This is a genomic window from Massilia sp. SYSU DXS3249 (assembly GCF_053668055.1).
Map to the genome: position 1 here is coordinate 205,227 of NZ_JBSIPX010000003.1, position 17,286 is coordinate 222,512.

Consider the following 17,286-nt stretch of genomic DNA (forward strand, 5'->3'; position numbering starts at 1 on the left):
GAGATGAGCCTCGCGCTGCCCGCCACCATGCAGGTCTTCGAGCGCGGCTGGCTGTCCTCGAACAATGTACTGTTCACCGGCCGTGAGACCGCATTGGTCGACAGCGGCTATGTGACCCATGCGCCGCAGACGCTGGCGCTGGTGCGCCACGCCCTGGGCGGCCGTCCGCTCGATCGCCTGTTGAACACCCACCTGCATTCGGACCACTGCGGCGGCAACGCGGCGCTGCAAGACGCGTATGGCTGCCACACCGCCATTCCCGCCGCCGAGGCCGGCAAGGTCGCCCGCTGGGATGAGGAAGCACTCAGCTACCGCGCGACCGGCCAGCAATGCGTGCGGTTTACCTTCGATGCCGTATTGGCGCCGGGCGACGCACTGACCCTGGGCGGCCTGTCCTGGCAGGTGCTGGCCGCGCCCGGCCACGATCCGCATGCGCTGCTGCTGTTTTGTGCAGCCGAGGGCATCCTGATCGCCGGGGATGCGCTGTGGGAGAACGGCTTCGGGGTGATCTTTCCCGAGCTGGCCGGGGAACCGGGCTTCGATGAAACGCGCGCCACGCTCGACCTGATCGCCACGCTCGACGCGCGCGTCGTGATTCCCGGGCACGGGCGGATGTTCGGCGACGTGGCAGGGGCGTTGGGGCGCGCGTATTCGCGGCTCGATTACCTGGCCGGCGATCCGCGGCGCAATGCGGAGAATGCGGTCAAGGTGATGCTGAAGTTTTTATTGCTCGAGCGGCAGCGGATTGCGCTGGCGGAGTTACCAGGGCTGTTGGCGTCGATTCCGGTGGTACTCAGTGCCTTGCACTTGATGGAACCCGATGCGTTTGCGGATGCGCGCCAGCCGGTTGAACGCGTGGACGGGGGACCCGTCCACCCTACGTTGCCGTGCACGAAGACCCGTAGGGTGGACGGCTCCGCCGTCCACGCGTTCAACGCACGTCCGAATACCACACTCCTTCCCGACTCCTACACCGCCCTCGCCACCTGGGCCGTCAACTCCCTGGTCCGCGCCAAGGCCGCCCGCATCGAGGCCGGCTGGCTGCGGGACACCTGAATTAGAGCCGCCGGTCTAGCACGATCGTGCTTTTTTGACCCTATAATCGAACGGTCCGATCAACCACGCCGAAAGCCGCCCATGTCGCTGCCCCCGATCCTGCAACACTTATCTCTTCCCGTGATTGCCTCGCCGATGTTCATCGCCAGCGGTCCGGCGCTCGTCGCGGCCCAGTGCAAGGCCGGCATCGTCGGCTCCTTTCCGGCGCTGAACGCCCGCCCGGCCGAGCTGCTCGACACCTGGCTGACCGACCTGCAGCGCGAGCTGGCGGAGTACGCGGCCAGCAACCCGGATGCGAAGATCGGCCCGATCGCCGTCAACCAGATCGTGCACGCTTCGAACGCGCGCCTGGAACACGACGTCGAGGTCTGCGTGAAGCACCAGGTGCCGATCATCATCTCTTCGCTGCGCGCACCGCCGAAGGAGATGCTCGACGCCGTGCACAGCTACGGCGGCATCGTCCTGCACGACGTGGTCTCGATCCGCCATGCGCAAAAGGCGCTGGAGGCGGGCGTCGATGGCCTGATCCTGGTGGCGGCCGGGGCTGGCGGCCATGCGGGCGCGCTGTCGCCCTTCGCGCTGGTGGGCGAGGTGCGCAAATTCTTCGACGGCCCGCTTGCCCTGTCGGGCTCGATCGCCACCGGCGACGCCATCCTGGCCGCCCAGGCCATGGGCGCCGACTTCGCCTACATCGGCTCGCGCTGGCTGGCGACGCAGGAATCGAACGTCAGCGAGTCCTACCGCGACGCCATCGTCGAGTCGAACGCGGCCGACATCGTCTACACGAATCTGTTCACCGGCGTGCACGGCAATTACCTGAAGAAATCGATCGTCAACGCCGGCCTCGACCCGGACGCGCTGCCGGAATCGGACAAGAGCAAGATGAGTTTCGGGGACGGCACGGCGAAGGCCTGGCGCGACATCTGGGGCGCCGGCCAGGGCGTGGGGCTGATGGACGACGTGCCGACGGTGGCCGAGATGGTCGAGCGCCTCAAGCGCGAATACGACGCGGCGCGCCAGCGCCTCAGCTTACGCTAACGGTTTCGTAGGGGTGATCGAGGCCAATGGCCTCGATCACGGTTTCACCGGGCACCCTGTGCCCACGCGGACATGTGCATGTTATTGCGGGTCTCACGCGAACCTAATCGCGTCAGGATCCACTTCCCTTCTGCGCGTATGTTCCGCTAACACTGAGCGAGCTTCCGCGTGGGCACAGGGTGCCCACCCTACAATCCTCCGATTCAGGAGGCTTTTTCATCCGGAATCGGATAATCCGGCGCCGGATCGGCCGCATTCAAATCGTCCTGCCGGATCGCATACAGGGCTGGCAGATTACGCCAGTAGCCGTACACGTCCATGCCGAAGCCGACCACGAAGGCGTTCGGCAGCGTCAGGCCGACGATGTCGGCGCGGATCGGCTTATTGCGTTTTAGCTCCTTGTCCGCGAACACGGCCACGATCACCTCGGAGGCGCCCATGTCGAGCAGGCGCTGCTTCACGTGGGCCAGCGTCTCTCCTTCGTCGAGGATGTCGTCGACCACGACGATGGTGCGTCCCGCCACGTTCTGGCGTGGAATCACCTTCCAGACGATTTGGCCGCCGCGGTCGTCGTCGCCATAGCGGCTGACGTGGATGTAGTCGAATTCGAGCGGGAAGGCGAGCTGGGGCAGCAGGGTGCCGGTGAACACGACGGCGCCGCCCATCACGCCGAGCACCAGCGGGAAGGTGGTGTTGTCGGGCGCGCCGAAGCGCTCGTTGAGGACGTCCGCCACATGCCGCACGGCGGCTTGCACTTCTTCGGGGCTGACGATCTGGCGCGCGTTCGCAAGCAGCGCACGGGCGCGGGCGTGGTGGAAATCTTGCATGGTCATCGTTCTAAGAATGTCTCCGATTAGATTATGCGGCAACTTTGCAACAAACCCACGTCCGCTTGAATCCGGACGTCAACACAGCAGCAGTTTGCCCAGCCATACACTGCCTGGATGCGCTGTTGATGTTTATACGCAAGATTTGCCCGCGCCATTATGCAGGTTTGCGGCGTATCATACGTGGCTTGAATAACGTCGAAGTCAGCCATGTCCACGAATGAATTCACCCTGCAGGGCACTGCGCAGCGCGCCGCGCGCCTGGAACAGCTGCGCACCGCCATGGCGCGCCACGGTGTCGATGCCTTTATCGTGCCCTCGAGCGATCCCCACCTGTCCGAATACCTGCCGCGCCGCTGGCAGGGACGCGAGTGGATCTCCGGCTTCACGGGTTCGGTCGGCACCTTCATCGCCACCCAAAACTTCGCCGGCGTCTGGACCGACGGGCGCTACTGGACCCAGGCCGAAACCGAACTGGCCGGCTCGAACATCGCGTTGATGAAGATTCCGTCGGGCGCCAGCCTGCTGCACATCGACTGGCTGGCCGCGAACATGCAGCCCGGGCAGACGGTGGCGGTCGACGCCCGCGTACTGGGCCTGGCCGTGGCGCGCCTGCTGAAAGACGCGCTCGCTGCCCGCGGCGTGCAACTGCGCACCGACCTCGACCTGCTCGACGAGATCTGGGCCGACCGCCCTGGGCTGCCCGATGCCCCGATTGTCGAACATCTGCCGCCGCATGCGACGCTGCCGCGCGCCGACAAGCTGGCCGCCACTTGCGACGCCATGGAAACGCTGGGCGCGGAGCGGCATTTCATGTCGACCCTCGACGACATCGCTTACCTGTTCAACCTGCGCGGCGCCGACGTCTCATTCAACCCCGTCTTCGTGGCGCATGCACTCGTCGCGCGCGACGGGGCGACGCTGTTCGTCGCCGACGGCAAGGTGGACGAGACCCTGCGCGCGAGGCTGCTCGACGAGGGCATCGACCTGGCCCCGTATGACAAGGCGCGCGAGGCGCTCGCCGCCCTGCCGTCGGGAAGCTCGCTGCTGCTCGACCCGCGCCGCGTCACGGCCGGCATGCGCGAGGCTGTCGCGGGCGACGTGCGCGTGGTCGAGGCGATCAACCCGACCACCTTTGCCAAGTCGCGCAAGAGCGAGCAGGAAGCCGCCCACGTGCGCGCCACCATGGAGCAGGACGGCGCGGCGCTGTGCGAATTCTTCGCCTGGCTGGAAAGCACGCTGGCCGACCCGCAGCGCGCGCCCCTCACCGAACTCACCATCGACGAGCAGATCACGGCCGCGCGTGCGCGCCGTCCGCATTTCGTCAGCCCGAGCTTCGGCACCATCGCCGGCTTCAATGCCAACGGCGCCATCATGCACTACCGCGCCACGCAGGCATCGCATGCCGTCATCGAGGGCGACGGCCTGCTCCTGATCGACTCGGGCGGCCAGTACCTGGGCGGCACCACCGACATCACGCGCGTGGTCCCGGTCGGGAACATTACGGACAACCACCGGCGCGACTTCACCCTGGTGCTGAAGGGGATGATGGCCTTGTCGAACGCCCAGTTCCCGCGCGGCACCCGTTCGCCGATGCTCGACGCCATCGCGCGTGCCCCGATCTGGGCCGCCGGCGTCGACTACGGCCACGGCACCGGCCACGGTGTCGGCTACTTCATGAACGTGCACGAAGGCCCGCAAGTGATCTCGCCGAGCGCCGCGCCGGATCCGCACACGGCCATGGAGCCGGGCATGATCACCTCGATCGAGCCGGGCATTTATAAACCCGGGCGCTGGGGCATCCGCATCGAGAACCTGGTGCTGAACGTGCCGGCCGATGAGGGTGGCAAAACCGGAGAGTTCGGCGAGTTCCTGCGCTTCGAGACGCTGACGCTGTGCCCGATCGACACCCGCTGCCTCGACCTGGCGCTGCTCGCGCCGCACGAGCTCCAGTGGCTCAACCGCTATCACGCCACCGTGCGCGAGCGCCTGCTGCCCCATGTGGACGGCGCCGCGCGCGACTGGCTCGAACTGCGCACCCGGGAGGTTCAATAACATGGTATCGGCCCGCTCCACCCGCGCCAGCTCCGCCGTCGAGCGCCTGAAACGCCGTACCGGCCAGACCGGCTATGCGATGGCGCGCACCGGCGACGGCCTGTTCTACCTGTCCGAAGCACCGGGTTCGCCGCCGCTGTGCGCCCCCCTCGAACTGGACGACTTCGTCCAGTTCGTGAACGGCCTCGGCCCGCAGGAGGTCAAGCGCGTCAGCAAGCACGACCTCGCCTTCGAGAAGCAGCTGGTGCGCAAGAAGCCATAAGGCTTCTTGTATCCTTCGAAAGACGCCATGTCGACCCTCGATGTCCTTTCTCCGTACTGGTCGCCGACCGAGATCGCCACTAATGCCGTCATCCTGCTGCACCTGTTCGGAGCGCTGCTCCTCGGCCTGCTGGTCGGCTACGAGCGTTCCTATCACGGCCGCGCCGCCGGCATGCGCACCTATGGACTGGTGTGCATGGCCTCGTGCGCGCTGACCATCGTCAGCGGCTATCCGGAAGCCTGGTTCGGCGGCCAGACCGGCGCCATCGGCGTGGTCGACCCGACCCGCGTGATGCAGGGCGTGGTGACCGGCATCGGCTTCCTCGGCGCCGGCGTCATCATGCGCGAAGGATTCAATATCAGCGGGCTGACCACCGCCGCCTCGATCTGGAGCTCGTCCGTGATCGGCATCCTGGTCGGCGTCGGCTTTTATCTGGCGGCGATGGGACTGGCCTTCTTCTCGGCCATGATCATGATCTACCTGAACAAGGTCGAAGCCGTGCTGCCCTCGCGCCGCGCGGTGGCCGTCATGCTGCGCTTCCGGCGCGACTTCCTGCCGCGCGAGGATGCGCTGCGCGAAGCGGCGCTCGAGCGCGGCTACACGATCGCCGGCAGCTCGCTGACCATCGCCAGCACCAGCAATGGCCAGGAATGGCGCTTCGTGGCGCTGGCGCTGTCGCGCCACAACCGCGCCACGCTGACCGAACTGGCGGCCGAACTGTCGTCGTTTGAGGGTGTCGAAGGCTTCCAGCTTTCGCACGCCCGTAACTGAGGGCGCACGACGCTCCACCATAAAAAAACCAATCAAGACTGGAATAGCACCACCATGACCGCACAAGACGTACTCGATTTCTGGTTCCTGCCGCCGGGCGACGCCGGCTACGGCAAGGCGCGCCCCGAATGGTTCCGCAAGGACGCCGCCTTCGACGCGCTGGTCGCCGAGCGCTTCGGCCCGGCCATCGCCCAGGCGGTGGCCGGCGGCCTGCGCGAATGGGACATGCAGGGCCCCGAGGGCACGCTCGCGCGCATCCTCGTGCTCGACCAGTTCACCCGCAACGCCTTCCGCGGCAAGCCGGAATCGTTTGCCGGCGACCTGCTGGCGCTGAGCGCGGCCCGGTCCCTCGTCGACAGCGGCGCCGACCGCCTGCTGGCGCCGCAGCAGCGGGCCTTCGCCTACATGCCTTTCGAGCACGCCGAAGACGCGCGCATGCAGGAGTGCGCGGTCGAGCTGTTCGGGCGCCTGGCCCAGGAACACGAAGGTTTTACGGAGATGCTCGACTATGCACACCGCCACCGCGGCGTGATCGCGCGCTTCGGCCGCTTCCCGCACCGTAACCCTATCCTCGGCCGCGCCTCCACCGCCGACGAGCTGCAGTACCTGGGCCAGCCCGGCGCCGGGTTCTGATGATCCCGACGCTGAACATCGTCGGCGCCGGCCATGTCGGGCGCGTGCTGGGCCGGCTGTTTGCCGCTCGTAAGGTGTTCGACGTGCAGGATGTGCTGACGCGTTCCCCGGCCAGCGCCCGCCAAGCAGTGGCGTTCACCGGCGCCGGCCGCGCCGTCGGCGAGCTCGACGAGCTGCGCCCCGCCGGCGTCTGGATGCTGGCCGTCGGCGACGACCAGATCGTCCCCGTCTGCACGGCCCTCGCCGCTGCCGGACTGTTGCAGGATGCAATCGTCTTCCACTGCAGCGGCGCCAAATCTTCGAATGAGCTGCAGGCCGCCCGCGAGGCCGGCGCCCGGGTCGCCAGCGTGCACCCGGTGCGCAGTTTCGCCGATCCGGAGGGCGTCGCTGCCGCGTTCGACGGCACCTGGTGCGGCGTCGAAGGAGACGCCGCCGCGCTGGCGCTGCTGGGGCCGGCGTTTGAAACCATCGGCGCGCGCCTGGTCGCCATCGACGCCGCCGCCAAGACGATTTATCACGCGGCCTCGGTGTTCGCTTCGAACTACCTGGTGACGGTGCTCGACGCGGCTCTGCGCGCCTATGCGGCGGCCGGGGTGCCGGACGCGGTGGCGCGCGAGCTGGCGCGGCCGCTGGCAAGCGAAACCCTGGCCAACGTGTTCCGGCTCGGTCCGGCGGCTGCCCTCAGCGGCCCGGTCGCGCGCGGCGACTTTGCGACGGTCGCCCGCCAGCACGAAGCATTGACAGGCTGGGACGCGCCGACCGCCGCCCTGTACGACGCCCTGGTCGACGCCACCACGGCGCTCGCGGCACGCAAGCGGCGCGGCGACGCCTGACCGTTTTATCCCATTCAAGGAGTACCGATGTACCTGACCGCCTGGGCCACGCTGGCCGTTCTCGGAGTGTATTTCTGGACCGGCGTCATGGCCGGCTGGGCCCGCGTCAAATATCAGGTGTCGGCGCCGCGCATGGATGGCCCGCCCGCCTTCCAGAGCGCGCAGCGGGTGCAGGCCAATACGCTCGAGCAGCTGCCGCTGGTGCTGGTGCCCCTGTGGCTGTGCGCCTGGTACCTGGGCGACGTCTGGGCGACGGCCGGGGGACTGTTCTGGTGCGGCGCGCGCATCCTGTACGCGCTCGGCTATTACCGCGATCCGGCACGTCGGGAAGTAGGCTTTGTGCTTGGCATGATTGCAAGCGGGCTGTTGGTCGCCGGGGCGGCCGTTGGGCTGCTGCTACATTAAATGATGCCCCAAAGCAAAATATAACCATCTAGGAATCGACAAAGTTCCCGAACGGCAATAAGCTCTCCTGTGGAATTCGTCAGTGACGGTGACAGGTGCGCGTCGCGCCCGGCCAGCTTGCTGCGTAGGAGGCAACATGTTGTTTTTGAAGAGTACCGCGATCACGAAAGCGCCCGGCATTTACGAAGTGGACGTGGCGGCCAAGCCGCCCGGTAAAACCTTCGGGGTCTACCTGGCGACCGATCCGGACAATCCGCCGCAGGCCGTGCTGGCCGCGCTGGCCGAACTCGGCTTCAAGGGCACCTACCAGAAGAACTACACCCACCGCGACAGCGGCCGCGTGCTCGACCTGCATTTCGAGAAAGACGGCACCGACCTCTTCAAAGGCTGGAAGCCGGAAGAGTGCAGCGCCAACCTGGCCGCGATCGACAGCCTGTTCGCCAACCTGGGCGTCACGGTCACGCCGCGCGTGATGACCATGGCCGAGGCCTACGCCTGAGTTAGCGCCAAGCATCCCCGGTTCATGCAAGAATGTCCGTTTGCCACGCTTGCATGAATCGCCGCTGTGGACCTGTTCGACTCTTCCGGCACCCTGCTGCCCATTCCCCTGCCTGACGGCGAACTCGCCTGGCAAGCCCAGTTGCCGCTGCCCTGGCCGAACGAAGAGGTGTTCGAGCGCCTGCTGGCCGAGACGCCCTGGCGTGCCGAAACCGTTGTTGTCTTCGGCAAGCGCCACCTGCAACCGCGCCTGAGCGCCTGGTATGGCGACGCCAGCTATACCTATTCCGGCCTGCGCCTCGACCCGCTGCCCTGGACGCCGTTGCTGCTGACCATCCGTACCGCCGTCGAGGCCGCCTGCCAGACGCGTTTCAACAGCATGCTCCTCAACCTGTATCGCGACGAGCGCGACAGCATGGGCATGCACAGCGACGACGAGCCGGAACTCGGCCCCGATCCGGTGATCGCCTCGCTCAGCTTCGGCGCGACCCGCACTTTCATCCTGAAACACAAGCGCGAAAAACATACCGTCCGGCTGCCGCTCACCGATGGCGGCCTGCTGCTGATGGGCGGCGCCACCCAGCAAAACTGGCTCCACGGCATCAACAAATCGACGAGGCCACTCGGCAGCCGCATCAACCTGACTTTCAGGTACATCGTTTAATTCGACGGTATCGTGGCGTGTTCTGCCGTTAAAAATAACTGAACAATAGGTCAGTTATGTTACATTGGCTTACATTTCTTACGGAATACGGACGGACGTAGCGATTTGACAGTGCTATCTTGGCTCCATCGCGATTCACTATGCATCGCGAGCCAGTCCAACATTGTCATAAAGGATACTCGTATGAAAAAGCTCATCTTTGCACTGATCGCCGGTAGCGCCGCCATGGCAGCCCAAGCCCAGACCACGACCACCACCGCACCACGCGCCTACGTCGGCGCCGGCGTGTCGACCGTCGAAAGCGACTACCGCATTTCGGGCGCCAGCAACGTCAACAGCAGCGGCTGGAAGGGATCGGGCAAACTGTTCGGTGGCGTGGAAGTCGACCAGACCTTCGGCGTCGAAGCCGGCTACACCGACTTCCGCAAGTCGCGCGCCAACTACACCGTGAACGGCGCGCCTGGCGTGGCCGAGGCCGATGGCTACGGCGCCTACGTCGCCGGCAAGGCCACCATGCCGATCAACGAGCAGACCGCCGTCTACGGCAAGCTGGGCGTGGCCCACACCAAGCGCGAAATGACCGCCAGCACCGCCGGCCTCGCCCGTAAAGTGAGCGACAACGGCGTCTACGCCGGTATCGGCGTGCAGCACGCGCTGAACCAGCAAGTGTCGCTGATCGCCGAGTACGAGCGCTACGGCAAGAAAGCCGACTTCGGCGCCAAGCCGGACGTGCTCACCATCGGCGCGAAGTACAACTTCTAAGCCGGTACGTAACGAAAACAAAAAGGGCCTGCGGGCCCTTTTTGTTTTGATCAAACGCGGATAACGTAGGATGGGCACAAGTGCCCACCCTACAAAGGCGGCGCGGCTCCCATCCCTGGCGACCGCCGCATCGCCCAGGGCGGCAACACCTGCGGCGTCTGCGTCTCGCGCGCCGTAAAACCGGACGAAATAAACCGGTGCACCGAGGACCAAGGCCAGTCGCAGGCGGCGGGGCACAGGCCATGGCGCACCGGGTTGGTGTGCATGTAGTCGATCAGCGCGGCATATTCGGCGTCGCTCGACACCCGGAACTCCTGGTACTGGCGTTCCCAGATGGCGCCGTCCGGGCTCGCGGCCACGAGCGACTTGCGCAGGGCTTTCGAAAACGCGATTTTCACCGCGCGCCAGCGGCTCGAGCAGTCGTGGTCGCCCGGCGGCAGGGTCCACATCGCGTGGGCGTGGTCGGGCAGCACCACCCACCCGTCGACATGGAAGGGTTTACGGACGCGCGCTTGCCGGATCGCCTCGCCAAACGCGGAAATATGGTCGGTCAACAGGGTAGAGCCACGGTCCAACAGCCGAACCGTGAAGAAGAAGGTTCCACCAGGAACCCGGTTGTCGCGGTAGTCAGTCATGGGCAAAGTGTGCCAATCGAGGATGGTCGCCATGCCGATTGGCGCAAATGGGAAGCGGGAACTAAAAACCTCCCCCTCGCTACTGGGACAGGTTCCAAGCCTCATCAGCGAACGATTCTACACACGACCGTTGCACAACCCCGTTCCATTTCCGCGCGAAAATCAATTGCAGAAAAACAAACGCCTGGCTAGGCCAGGCGTCGGACTCCCCGCAGGGAGTGGCTGTCGCGAATGAACGATCAGGTCGTCAGCGGCTTGTAGCGGATGCGCTTCGGCTTGGCGCCTTCTTCGCCGAGGCGCTTCTTCTTGTCGGCTTCGTATTCCTGGTAGTTACCGTCGAAGAAGGTCACTTGCGAATTGCCCTCGAACGCGAGGATGTGCGTCGCAATGCGGTCGAGGAACCAGCGATCGTGCGAGATCACCATCACGCTGCCGGCGAATTCGAGTAACGCGTCTTCCAGCGCGCGCAGGGTTTCCACGTCGAGGTCGTTCGACGGTTCGTCCAGCAGCAGGACGTTGCCGCCTTGCAGCAGGGTCTTCGCCAGGTGCAGGCGGCCGCGTTCGCCACCCGACAGGTTGCCGACAATCTTTTGCTGATCCGAACCTTTGAAGTTGAAGCGGCCCAGGTAGGCGCGCGAAGGCATCTCGAAGCGGCCGACGCTGAGCATGTCGGCGCCGCCGGTGACGTCCTCGAACACGCTCTTGTTGTTGGCCAGCTCGTCGCGGTGCTGGTCGACCAGCGACACTTTCGCTGTTTTGCCAATCACGACTTCGCCACTGTCCGGCTGTTCCTTGCCGGCAATCATCTTGAAGAGAGTCGATTTACCGGCGCCGTTCGGGCCGATGATGCCGACGATCGCGCCCGGCGGGACCGTGAAGGACAGGTTGTCGATCAGCAGGCGGTCGCCAAAGGCTTTCGAGACGTTCTTGAACTCGATGACTTCGTTGCCCAGGCGTTCGGCCACAGGAATGAAAATCTCCTGGGTTTCGTTGCGCTTCTGGTATTCGAATTCGCTCAGCTCGTTGAAGCGGGCCAGGCGGGCCTTCGACTTGGCTTGCCGCGCCTTCGGATTCTGACGCGCCCATTCGAGTTCCTTGGCCAGCGCTTTCTGGCGCGCCGATTCGGTCGCCTCTTCCTGCTGCAGGCGCGCCTGCTTCTGGTCGAGCCAGGACGAGTAGTTGCCTTTCCATGGAATGCCCGAACCGCGGTCCAGTTCCAGGATCCATTCGGCGGCGTTGTCGAGGAAGTAGCGGTCGTGGGTGATGCCGACCACGGTGCCCGGGAAGCGCAGCAGGAACTGTTCCAGCCACTCGACCGATTCGGCGTCCAGGTGGTTAGTCGGTTCGTCGAGCAGCAGCATGTCCGGCTTGCTCAGCAGCAGCTTGCACAGCGCGACGCGGCGCTTCTCACCACCCGACAGGACGGCAATCTTTGCATCCCACGGCGGCAGGCGCAGCGCGTCGGCGGCCATTTCCAGCTGCAGGTTCAGGTTGCCGCCGTCCGAGGACGAGATGATCGCTTCCAGGCGCTCCTGCTCTTTGGCCAGCGCATCGAAGTCCGCGTCTTCGTCGGCATAGGCGGCATACACGGCTTCGAGCTTGGCTTGCGCCTCGAAGGCTTCGCCCAGGCCCGATTCGACTTCCTGGCGCACGGTCTTTTCCGGGTCGAGCTGCGGTTCCTGCGGCAGGTAGCCGATGTTCAGGCCCGGCATCGGACGCGCTTCGCCCTGGATGTCGGTATCGATGCCCGCCATGATCTTTAAAAGGGTCGACTTGCCGGAGCCGTTCAGGCCCAGCACGCCGATCTTCGCGCCCGGGAAGAACGACAGCGAAATATCCTTGAGGATCTGGCGTTTCGGCGGGACGATTTTGCCCACGCGGTTCATGGTATAGACGTAATTGGCCATTCTTTAACTCTGTAGAAAATCAAGGTGCACAGGATACGATAGAAGGGCGCCCGGGGGCACCCCTTATCACGCACTAATCACGCACTCATCACCAACTCAGCGCGAAACTGTCGGCTGCGCCGCCGGCGCGGCCGTTTCGGCCCGGCGGTGGCGTACCAGGCCTTCGCCGGCAAACAGTAGCAGCGCGGTCCAGATCAGCGCGAAACCCACCAGGCGGTCGCTTGTGAACGCTTCCTTGAACAGCAGCACGCCGAGCAGGAACTGGATCGTCGGCGCCAGGTATTGCAGCAGTCCGAGGATCGACAAGGGGATCTGGCGCGCGCCGCTGGCAAACAGCAGCAAGGGGATGGCCGTGATCGGGCCGGATGCCATCAGCAGCCAGCGCGTCGCATCCGACTCGGTGTTCAGGAAAGCGTTCTGGCCATGCAGCGTCAGCCAGCCGACATAGACCGCCGCAACCGGGAACAGCACCATGGTTTCGAAGGACAAGCCCTCCAGTGCGCCGAGCGCGGCCGTCTTGCGCAGCAAGCCGTAGGCGCCGAACGAAGCGGCCAGGAACAGGGCGATCCACGGCACCGTGCCGGTCTGCCAGGTCAGCCAGCACACGCCCAGCGCGGCCAGCGCGATCGCGGCCCATTGCAGCGGGCGCAGGCGTTCCTTCAGGATCAGGTAGCCCAGCATGATATTGACCAGCGGATTGATGAAATAGCCGAGGCTGGCCTCGATCACATGGCCGTTGTTCACCGCCCAGATGTAGGCCAGCCAGTTCGCGCTCAGGAGGAAAGCCGAGGCAACAAAACTCCAGAACACGCGCGGCTTGCGCACCTGCTCGAGCCAGCTCCACTGGCGCCGCCAGGCCAGTACGAGCAGCAGGAAGGCGAGCGACCACAGCATGCGGTGCGCCAGGATCTGCAGCGACGGCACTTCGCGCACGGCGTGGAAATAAAGGGGAAACAGGCCCCAGCACAGGAAGGCCAGGGCGGCGGAAAGGATGCCGGTACGCATGGGGAAACGTTACAGATGGGAGGGACAGCATTATCCCCGATATGGCAGGGCGCTGCTGGCGCGGGCCAATTTTGCACAGGTGTATCATGCCTGACGAAGAGCGCCTCGTAAAACCTGTATCGCTGCGTTGCAGCGTCTTGCTCCAGAGGTTTTGTTCGACGCGCTAAATCTGCTTGCAATTTACTTGTCGATCTTTTATGGTGCGGCGCACCAGAACAGAAGAATGGTGCAATCTTGACGTCCGAAAATAAGAAAAGCAGCATCGCGGCGCTGACCCTGTCCGCGGTCGGTATCGTGTACGGCGACATCGGCACCAGTCCTCTCTATACATTACGCGCCATCTTCGACCCCGAGCACGGGCTGCCGCTGACCACGCCCAACATCCTGGGCATCATTTCCCTGATTTTTTGGAGCCTGACGATCATCGTCTCGCTCAAGTACGTGACGCTGGTGCTGCGCGCCGACAACCGGGGGGAGGGCGGCATCATGGCCCTGATGGCGCTGGCTCTCAATTCCGTCACGCGCCACTCGCGCTGGCATTTCCCGCTGCTCGTCATCGGCGTGCTCGGCACCACGATGTTCTACGGCGACAGCGTGATCACGCCCGCCATCTCGGTGCTGGGCGCAATCGAAGGGCTGGAAGTGGCCGCGCCCGGCATGAGCCATTACGTGGTGCCGCTCACCATCGTCGTGCTGGTCGCCCTGTACAGCGTGCAGCGCCATGGCACGGCCGGCATCGGCCGCTTCTTCGGGCCGGTGATGCTGGTCTGGTTCATCAGCCTGGCGGCGATGGGCATCGTCAACATCGTGCAGACGCCGATCATCCTGAACGCGCTCAATCCCTATCATGCGCTGCACTTCATGCTGGACAACAAACTGCTGGCCTTTGTCGCCCTCGGCGCCGTCGTGCTCGCCATTACCGGCGCCGAGGCGCTATACGCGGACATGGGCCACTTCGGCAAGCGGCCGATCCGCATGGCCTGGTTCATGATCGCCTTCCCCGCGCTGACGCTGAACTACCTGGGCCAGGGCGGCCTCCTGATCGCCGACCCGACCGCGGTCGAGAACCCCTTCTTCCACCAGCTCGGCACCTGGAGCGTCATTCCGCTGGTGATCCTGTCGACCATGGCCGCCGTGATCGCCTCGCAGGCGACGATTTCCGGCACCTATTCGATGACCAAGCAGGCCATTGCCCTGGGACTGCTGCCGCGCATGCGCATCCTGCACACCTCGGAAAGCGAAATCGGCCAGATCTATATTCCGGCCGTGAACTGGCTGCAATTGGTCATCGTCCTCATTGCCGTGATCGGCTTCGGTTCCTCGGAGGAGTTGGCCGGCGCCTACGGCATCGCCGTCACCGCGACCATGATGGCCACGACGATCCTGACCTTCTTCGTCACCCGCTACCGCTGGCGCCTGCCGCTGCCCGTGTGCATTGGCGCCACCGGCTTTTTCCTCGTGATCGACATCATGCTGTTCGCGTCGACTTCATTAAAACTGTTCCATGGCGGCTGGTTCCCGCTGCTGCTGGGCTCGGTGCTGCTGACCGGCATGCTGACCTGGAAGCGCGGCCGCGAACTGGTGTTCGAGAACCTCGAAAAACACGCCATTCCGCTCGACGCCTTCCTGCAGTCGCTGTTCGTGGGACCGCCGATGCGCGTGCCCGGCACTGCCATCTTCCTGCGTGGCGAGACCGATGGCGTGCCGCATGCGCTGCTGCACAACCTGCTGCACAACAAGGTGCTGCACGAGCGCGTGGTGTTCCTGACGGTGCACATCCTGGAAGAACCCTGGGTGGCGCCGGAAGAGCAGGCGCAGGTGGTGGAACTGGGCCACAACTGCTACCAGCTGAACATCCGCTACGGTTTCAAGGACGAGCCCGACATCCCGGGCATCATGGCGCATTGCGCCACCCTCGGCCTGCCCTTCGAGATGATGGAAACCTCGTTCTTTATCGCGCGCCAGACCGTGATCTCGGCGCCGGGCGGCGGCATGGCCCCATGGCGCGAGCACCTGTTCGTGACCATGTCGCGCAACGCGCGCGGCGCCGCCGACTACTACCAGATCCCCAGCAACCGCGTCATCGAGCTCGGTACGCAAGTCGAGATCTGATACAAAAGCCGTACAAAAAGCGGACACTTCGGGCAGCCGCGATCCTGTAAGGTTCGTTGCTGCCCGGCATGCATATACCTTACCCATCCGCTTTCAGGATTTACCGATGCACATGAAACTGACCTTCCTCGCCGCCGCCTGCGCGGCCGTACTGAGCCTGTCCGCCTGCGGCGGCGGGAGCGACGACAACCCATCGAACGTGGCCGTCGCCAGCCCGGCTTCCCTGATCATCACCGACCATGCCGTCGGTACCGGCGCCACCGCCATCGCCGGCAAGCGCCTCACGGTCGCCTACACAGGCTGGCTGTACAGCACCAGCGCGCCCGCCAACAAGGGCATGCAGTTCGACAGCGGCACCATCAGCTTCCCGCTCGGCCAGAGCGCCGTGATCGCCGGCTGGGACCAGGGCCTGGTTGGCATGCAGGTCGGCGGCAAGCGCACCCTGCACATTCCGGCCAACCTGGCCTATGGCCGCAGCGGCGCCGGCGCGATTCCGCCGGACGCCGGACTCGTGTTCGACGTGCAGCTGCTGCGGGTCGAATAAACGTTTCGAGGGACGATTCCGCGCACAACTGAGATGGCGCAGACCTTGGCGCTGTCTTTTCGACATGCTTGTGGTTCTGCTAACGACCCCGAGGCCGTCCATGTCGCTGCGCATACGTTTATTTGCGGACAGTTTTTCCCGGAAACTATTCAGCTGGGTGAGCCTGCGCCGCTGGCTGCGGGCTCCCTGGTTGCCGGTCCCGCTCCTGCTGGCCTGCCTGCACGCGCCGGCGCTGGCCCAGCCCACCTACACCATCGTGTTCGGCCCGGAAAACTCGGCGCCGTCCGCGATCGACAACGCCGGCCGCATCGCCGGCGAGCTCGCCGGGCGCGCCTTTGTCTGGGACGGCAGCGCCATCCTCGACATCGGCACCCTGGGCGGCGAGTCGAGCACCGCCCTGGCCCTGAGCGACAACGGCTTCGTGACGGGCAGCGCCGCCCGGCCTGACGGCAGCAGCCACGCGTTTCTCTACCGCAGCGGGGCGTTGCGCGACATCGGCCAGCTCGGCGTCGCCAGCAGCGGCACCGGCGTCAACGAGCGCGGGCAGGTGGCCGGCACCTGGGTCGATGCGGCGGGAGAGGACCACGCCTTCCTGTATACCGATGGCGTGGCCCGCGACATCGGCAGCCTCGGCTCGAATTCGGCGCGCGCCACCGACATCAACGCGGCGGGCGACGTGGTCGGTTCGTCCTTCCTGGCCGACTTTTCCGCTTTTCGCGCCTTTCTCTATCGCGACGGCGTCATGCGCGACCTCGGCACGCTCGGCGGCCCGTCGAGCTCGGCGGCCGCCATCAACGACGCCGGGCAGATTGCCGGCACCAGCTTCATCGACGACGACATCGAGCACGCCTTCCTGTACAGCGACGGCGTCATGCGCGACATCGGCTCGCTCGGCGGCGCCCTGACCCTGGGGCGCGGCCTGAACGAGGCCGGCATGGTGGTGGGGCTGTCGACCTATGCGGACGACGTGCCCGGCATCGATTTTTCGAGTGCCTTCCTCTACCGCGAAGGGACCATGTTCGACCTTAACCTGCTGGTCGACCGCCCCGGCGTCTGGACCCTGCTGGACGCGGTCGGCATTAACGATGCCGGGCAGATTGCCGCCTACGCCTGCACCGCCCTGGGCGACTGCCGGGCCGTGCGGCTCGACCCGATTCCCGCCATCCCCGAACCGCAGCCGGCCGCGCTCTGGCTGAGCGGCCTGGCCGGATTGTGGACGGCGCTGGTGGCACGGCGCAAGGCACGGCGCAGGGCGCGCGTGTTTATTTTCTTTTAGCGC

At 65.3% G+C, this 17,286-nt stretch carries 18 protein-coding genes; 14 read left to right on the forward strand and 4 right to left on the reverse strand.

What is annotated here, in order from left to right; genetic code table 11:
• The first annotated feature begins 3 nt into the window (after positions 1 to 3).
• The gene (locus ACWCIA_RS05210) at positions 4 to 1,056 is read left to right on the forward strand and encodes an MBL fold metallo-hydrolase (protein WP_454161529.1); all 1,053 of its coding nucleotides are present in this window, start codon (positions 4 to 6) and stop codon (positions 1,054 to 1,056) included.
• A gap of 81 nt (positions 1,057 to 1,137) precedes the next feature.
• Positions 1,138 to 2,094 (forward strand): NAD(P)H-dependent flavin oxidoreductase, encoded by a 957-nt coding sequence (locus ACWCIA_RS05215; protein WP_454161530.1) that lies wholly within the window; start codon positions 1,138 to 1,140, stop codon positions 2,092 to 2,094.
• Positions 2,095 to 2,297: 203 nt separating this feature from the next.
• Here the strand turns inward: ACWCIA_RS05215 and ACWCIA_RS05220 are convergent, their stop codons facing one another.
• Positions 2,298 to 2,921: a hypoxanthine-guanine phosphoribosyltransferase gene (locus ACWCIA_RS05220; protein ID WP_454161714.1), complete on the reverse strand. Its 624-nt coding sequence runs from the start codon at positions 2,919 to 2,921 to the stop codon at positions 2,298 to 2,300.
• A gap of 210 nt (positions 2,922 to 3,131) precedes the next feature.
• Between ACWCIA_RS05220 and ACWCIA_RS05225 the strand changes: the two genes are divergently transcribed.
• The 9 genes from ACWCIA_RS05225 to ACWCIA_RS05265 all read left to right on the forward strand — a co-directional run bounded on the left by ACWCIA_RS05225 (position 3,132) and on the right by ACWCIA_RS05265 (position 9,804).
• Positions 3,132 to 4,976: an aminopeptidase P family protein gene (locus tag ACWCIA_RS05225; RefSeq protein WP_454161531.1), complete on the forward strand. Its 1,845-nt coding sequence runs from the start codon at positions 3,132 to 3,134 to the stop codon at positions 4,974 to 4,976.
• Position 4,977: 1 nt separating this feature from the next.
• Positions 4,978 to 5,238 (forward strand): hypothetical protein, encoded by a 261-nt coding sequence (locus ACWCIA_RS05230; protein WP_454161532.1) that lies wholly within the window; start codon positions 4,978 to 4,980, stop codon positions 5,236 to 5,238.
• A 27-nt stretch (positions 5,239 to 5,265) separates the two neighbouring features.
• On the forward strand, positions 5,266 to 6,009 hold the full coding sequence (locus tag ACWCIA_RS05235; RefSeq protein WP_454161533.1) for an MgtC/SapB family protein: 744 nt from the start codon (positions 5,266 to 5,268) through the stop codon (positions 6,007 to 6,009).
• 54 nt (positions 6,010 to 6,063) lie between these two features.
• Positions 6,064 to 6,642, forward strand: coding sequence for a DUF924 family protein (locus ACWCIA_RS05240; RefSeq protein WP_454161534.1), 579 nt, complete (start codon positions 6,064 to 6,066; stop codon positions 6,640 to 6,642).
• Positions 6,642 to 7,475 carry a Rossmann-like and DUF2520 domain-containing protein gene (locus tag ACWCIA_RS05245; RefSeq protein WP_454161535.1) on the forward strand — a complete coding sequence of 278 codons (834 nt, stop codon included), beginning with the start codon at positions 6,642 to 6,644 and terminating at the stop codon, positions 7,473 to 7,475. Before ACWCIA_RS05240 ends, ACWCIA_RS05245 begins: the two co-directional genes overlap by 1 nt.
• A 27-nt stretch (positions 7,476 to 7,502) precedes the next feature.
• Positions 7,503 to 7,880 (forward strand): MAPEG family protein, encoded by a 378-nt coding sequence (locus ACWCIA_RS05250; RefSeq protein ID WP_454161536.1) that lies wholly within the window; start codon positions 7,503 to 7,505, stop codon positions 7,878 to 7,880.
• A gap of 136 nt (positions 7,881 to 8,016) precedes the next feature.
• Positions 8,017 to 8,379: a hypothetical protein gene (locus ACWCIA_RS05255; protein ID WP_454161537.1), complete on the forward strand. Its 363-nt coding sequence runs from the start codon at positions 8,017 to 8,019 to the stop codon at positions 8,377 to 8,379.
• Positions 8,380 to 8,445: 66 nt separating this feature from the next.
• Positions 8,446 to 9,042 carry an alpha-ketoglutarate-dependent dioxygenase AlkB family protein gene (locus tag ACWCIA_RS05260; protein WP_454161538.1) on the forward strand — a complete coding sequence of 199 codons (597 nt, stop codon included), beginning with the start codon at positions 8,446 to 8,448 and terminating at the stop codon, positions 9,040 to 9,042.
• Between the two features lie 183 nt (positions 9,043 to 9,225).
• Complete coding sequence (locus ACWCIA_RS05265; RefSeq protein WP_454161539.1) at positions 9,226 to 9,804, forward strand: porin family protein; 579 nt, start codon at positions 9,226 to 9,228, stop codon at positions 9,802 to 9,804.
• 89 nt (positions 9,805 to 9,893) lie between these two features.
• On the opposite strand, the gene ACWCIA_RS05270 is transcribed toward ACWCIA_RS05265, so the two are convergent.
• The 3 genes from ACWCIA_RS05270 to rarD form a co-directional block, all read right to left on the reverse strand.
• A complete protein-coding gene (locus tag ACWCIA_RS05270; RefSeq protein ID WP_454161540.1) occupies positions 9,894 to 10,472 on the reverse strand; it encodes an REP-associated tyrosine transposase in 579 nt (192 codons plus the stop codon).
• 206 nt (positions 10,473 to 10,678) lie between these two features.
• The gene (gene ettA, locus ACWCIA_RS05275) at positions 10,679 to 12,346 is read right to left on the reverse strand and encodes an energy-dependent translational throttle protein EttA (protein WP_454161541.1); all 1,668 of its coding nucleotides are present in this window, start codon (positions 12,344 to 12,346) and stop codon (positions 10,679 to 10,681) included.
• A 96-nt stretch (positions 12,347 to 12,442) separates the two neighbouring features.
• Complete coding sequence (gene rarD / locus ACWCIA_RS05280) at positions 12,443 to 13,351, reverse strand: EamA family transporter RarD (RefSeq protein WP_454161542.1); 909 nt, start codon at positions 13,349 to 13,351, stop codon at positions 12,443 to 12,445.
• A 234-nt stretch (positions 13,352 to 13,585) separates the two neighbouring features.
• On the opposite strand from rarD, the gene ACWCIA_RS05285 reads away from it, so the two are divergent.
• The 3 genes from ACWCIA_RS05285 to ACWCIA_RS05295 all read left to right on the forward strand — a co-directional run bounded on the left by ACWCIA_RS05285 (position 13,586) and on the right by ACWCIA_RS05295 (position 17,283).
• Entirely contained in the window at positions 13,586 to 15,463 is a 1,878-nt protein-coding gene (locus ACWCIA_RS05285) for a potassium transporter Kup (protein WP_454161543.1), read from the forward strand.
• Between the two features lie 106 nt (positions 15,464 to 15,569).
• Complete coding sequence (locus ACWCIA_RS05290) at positions 15,570 to 16,007, forward strand: FKBP-type peptidyl-prolyl cis-trans isomerase (RefSeq protein WP_454161544.1); 438 nt, start codon at positions 15,570 to 15,572, stop codon at positions 16,005 to 16,007.
• Between the two features lie 190 nt (positions 16,008 to 16,197).
• Entirely contained in the window at positions 16,198 to 17,283 is a 1,086-nt protein-coding gene (locus ACWCIA_RS05295; protein ID WP_454161545.1) for a hypothetical protein, read from the forward strand.
• Positions 17,284 to 17,286 lie beyond the last annotated feature (3 nt).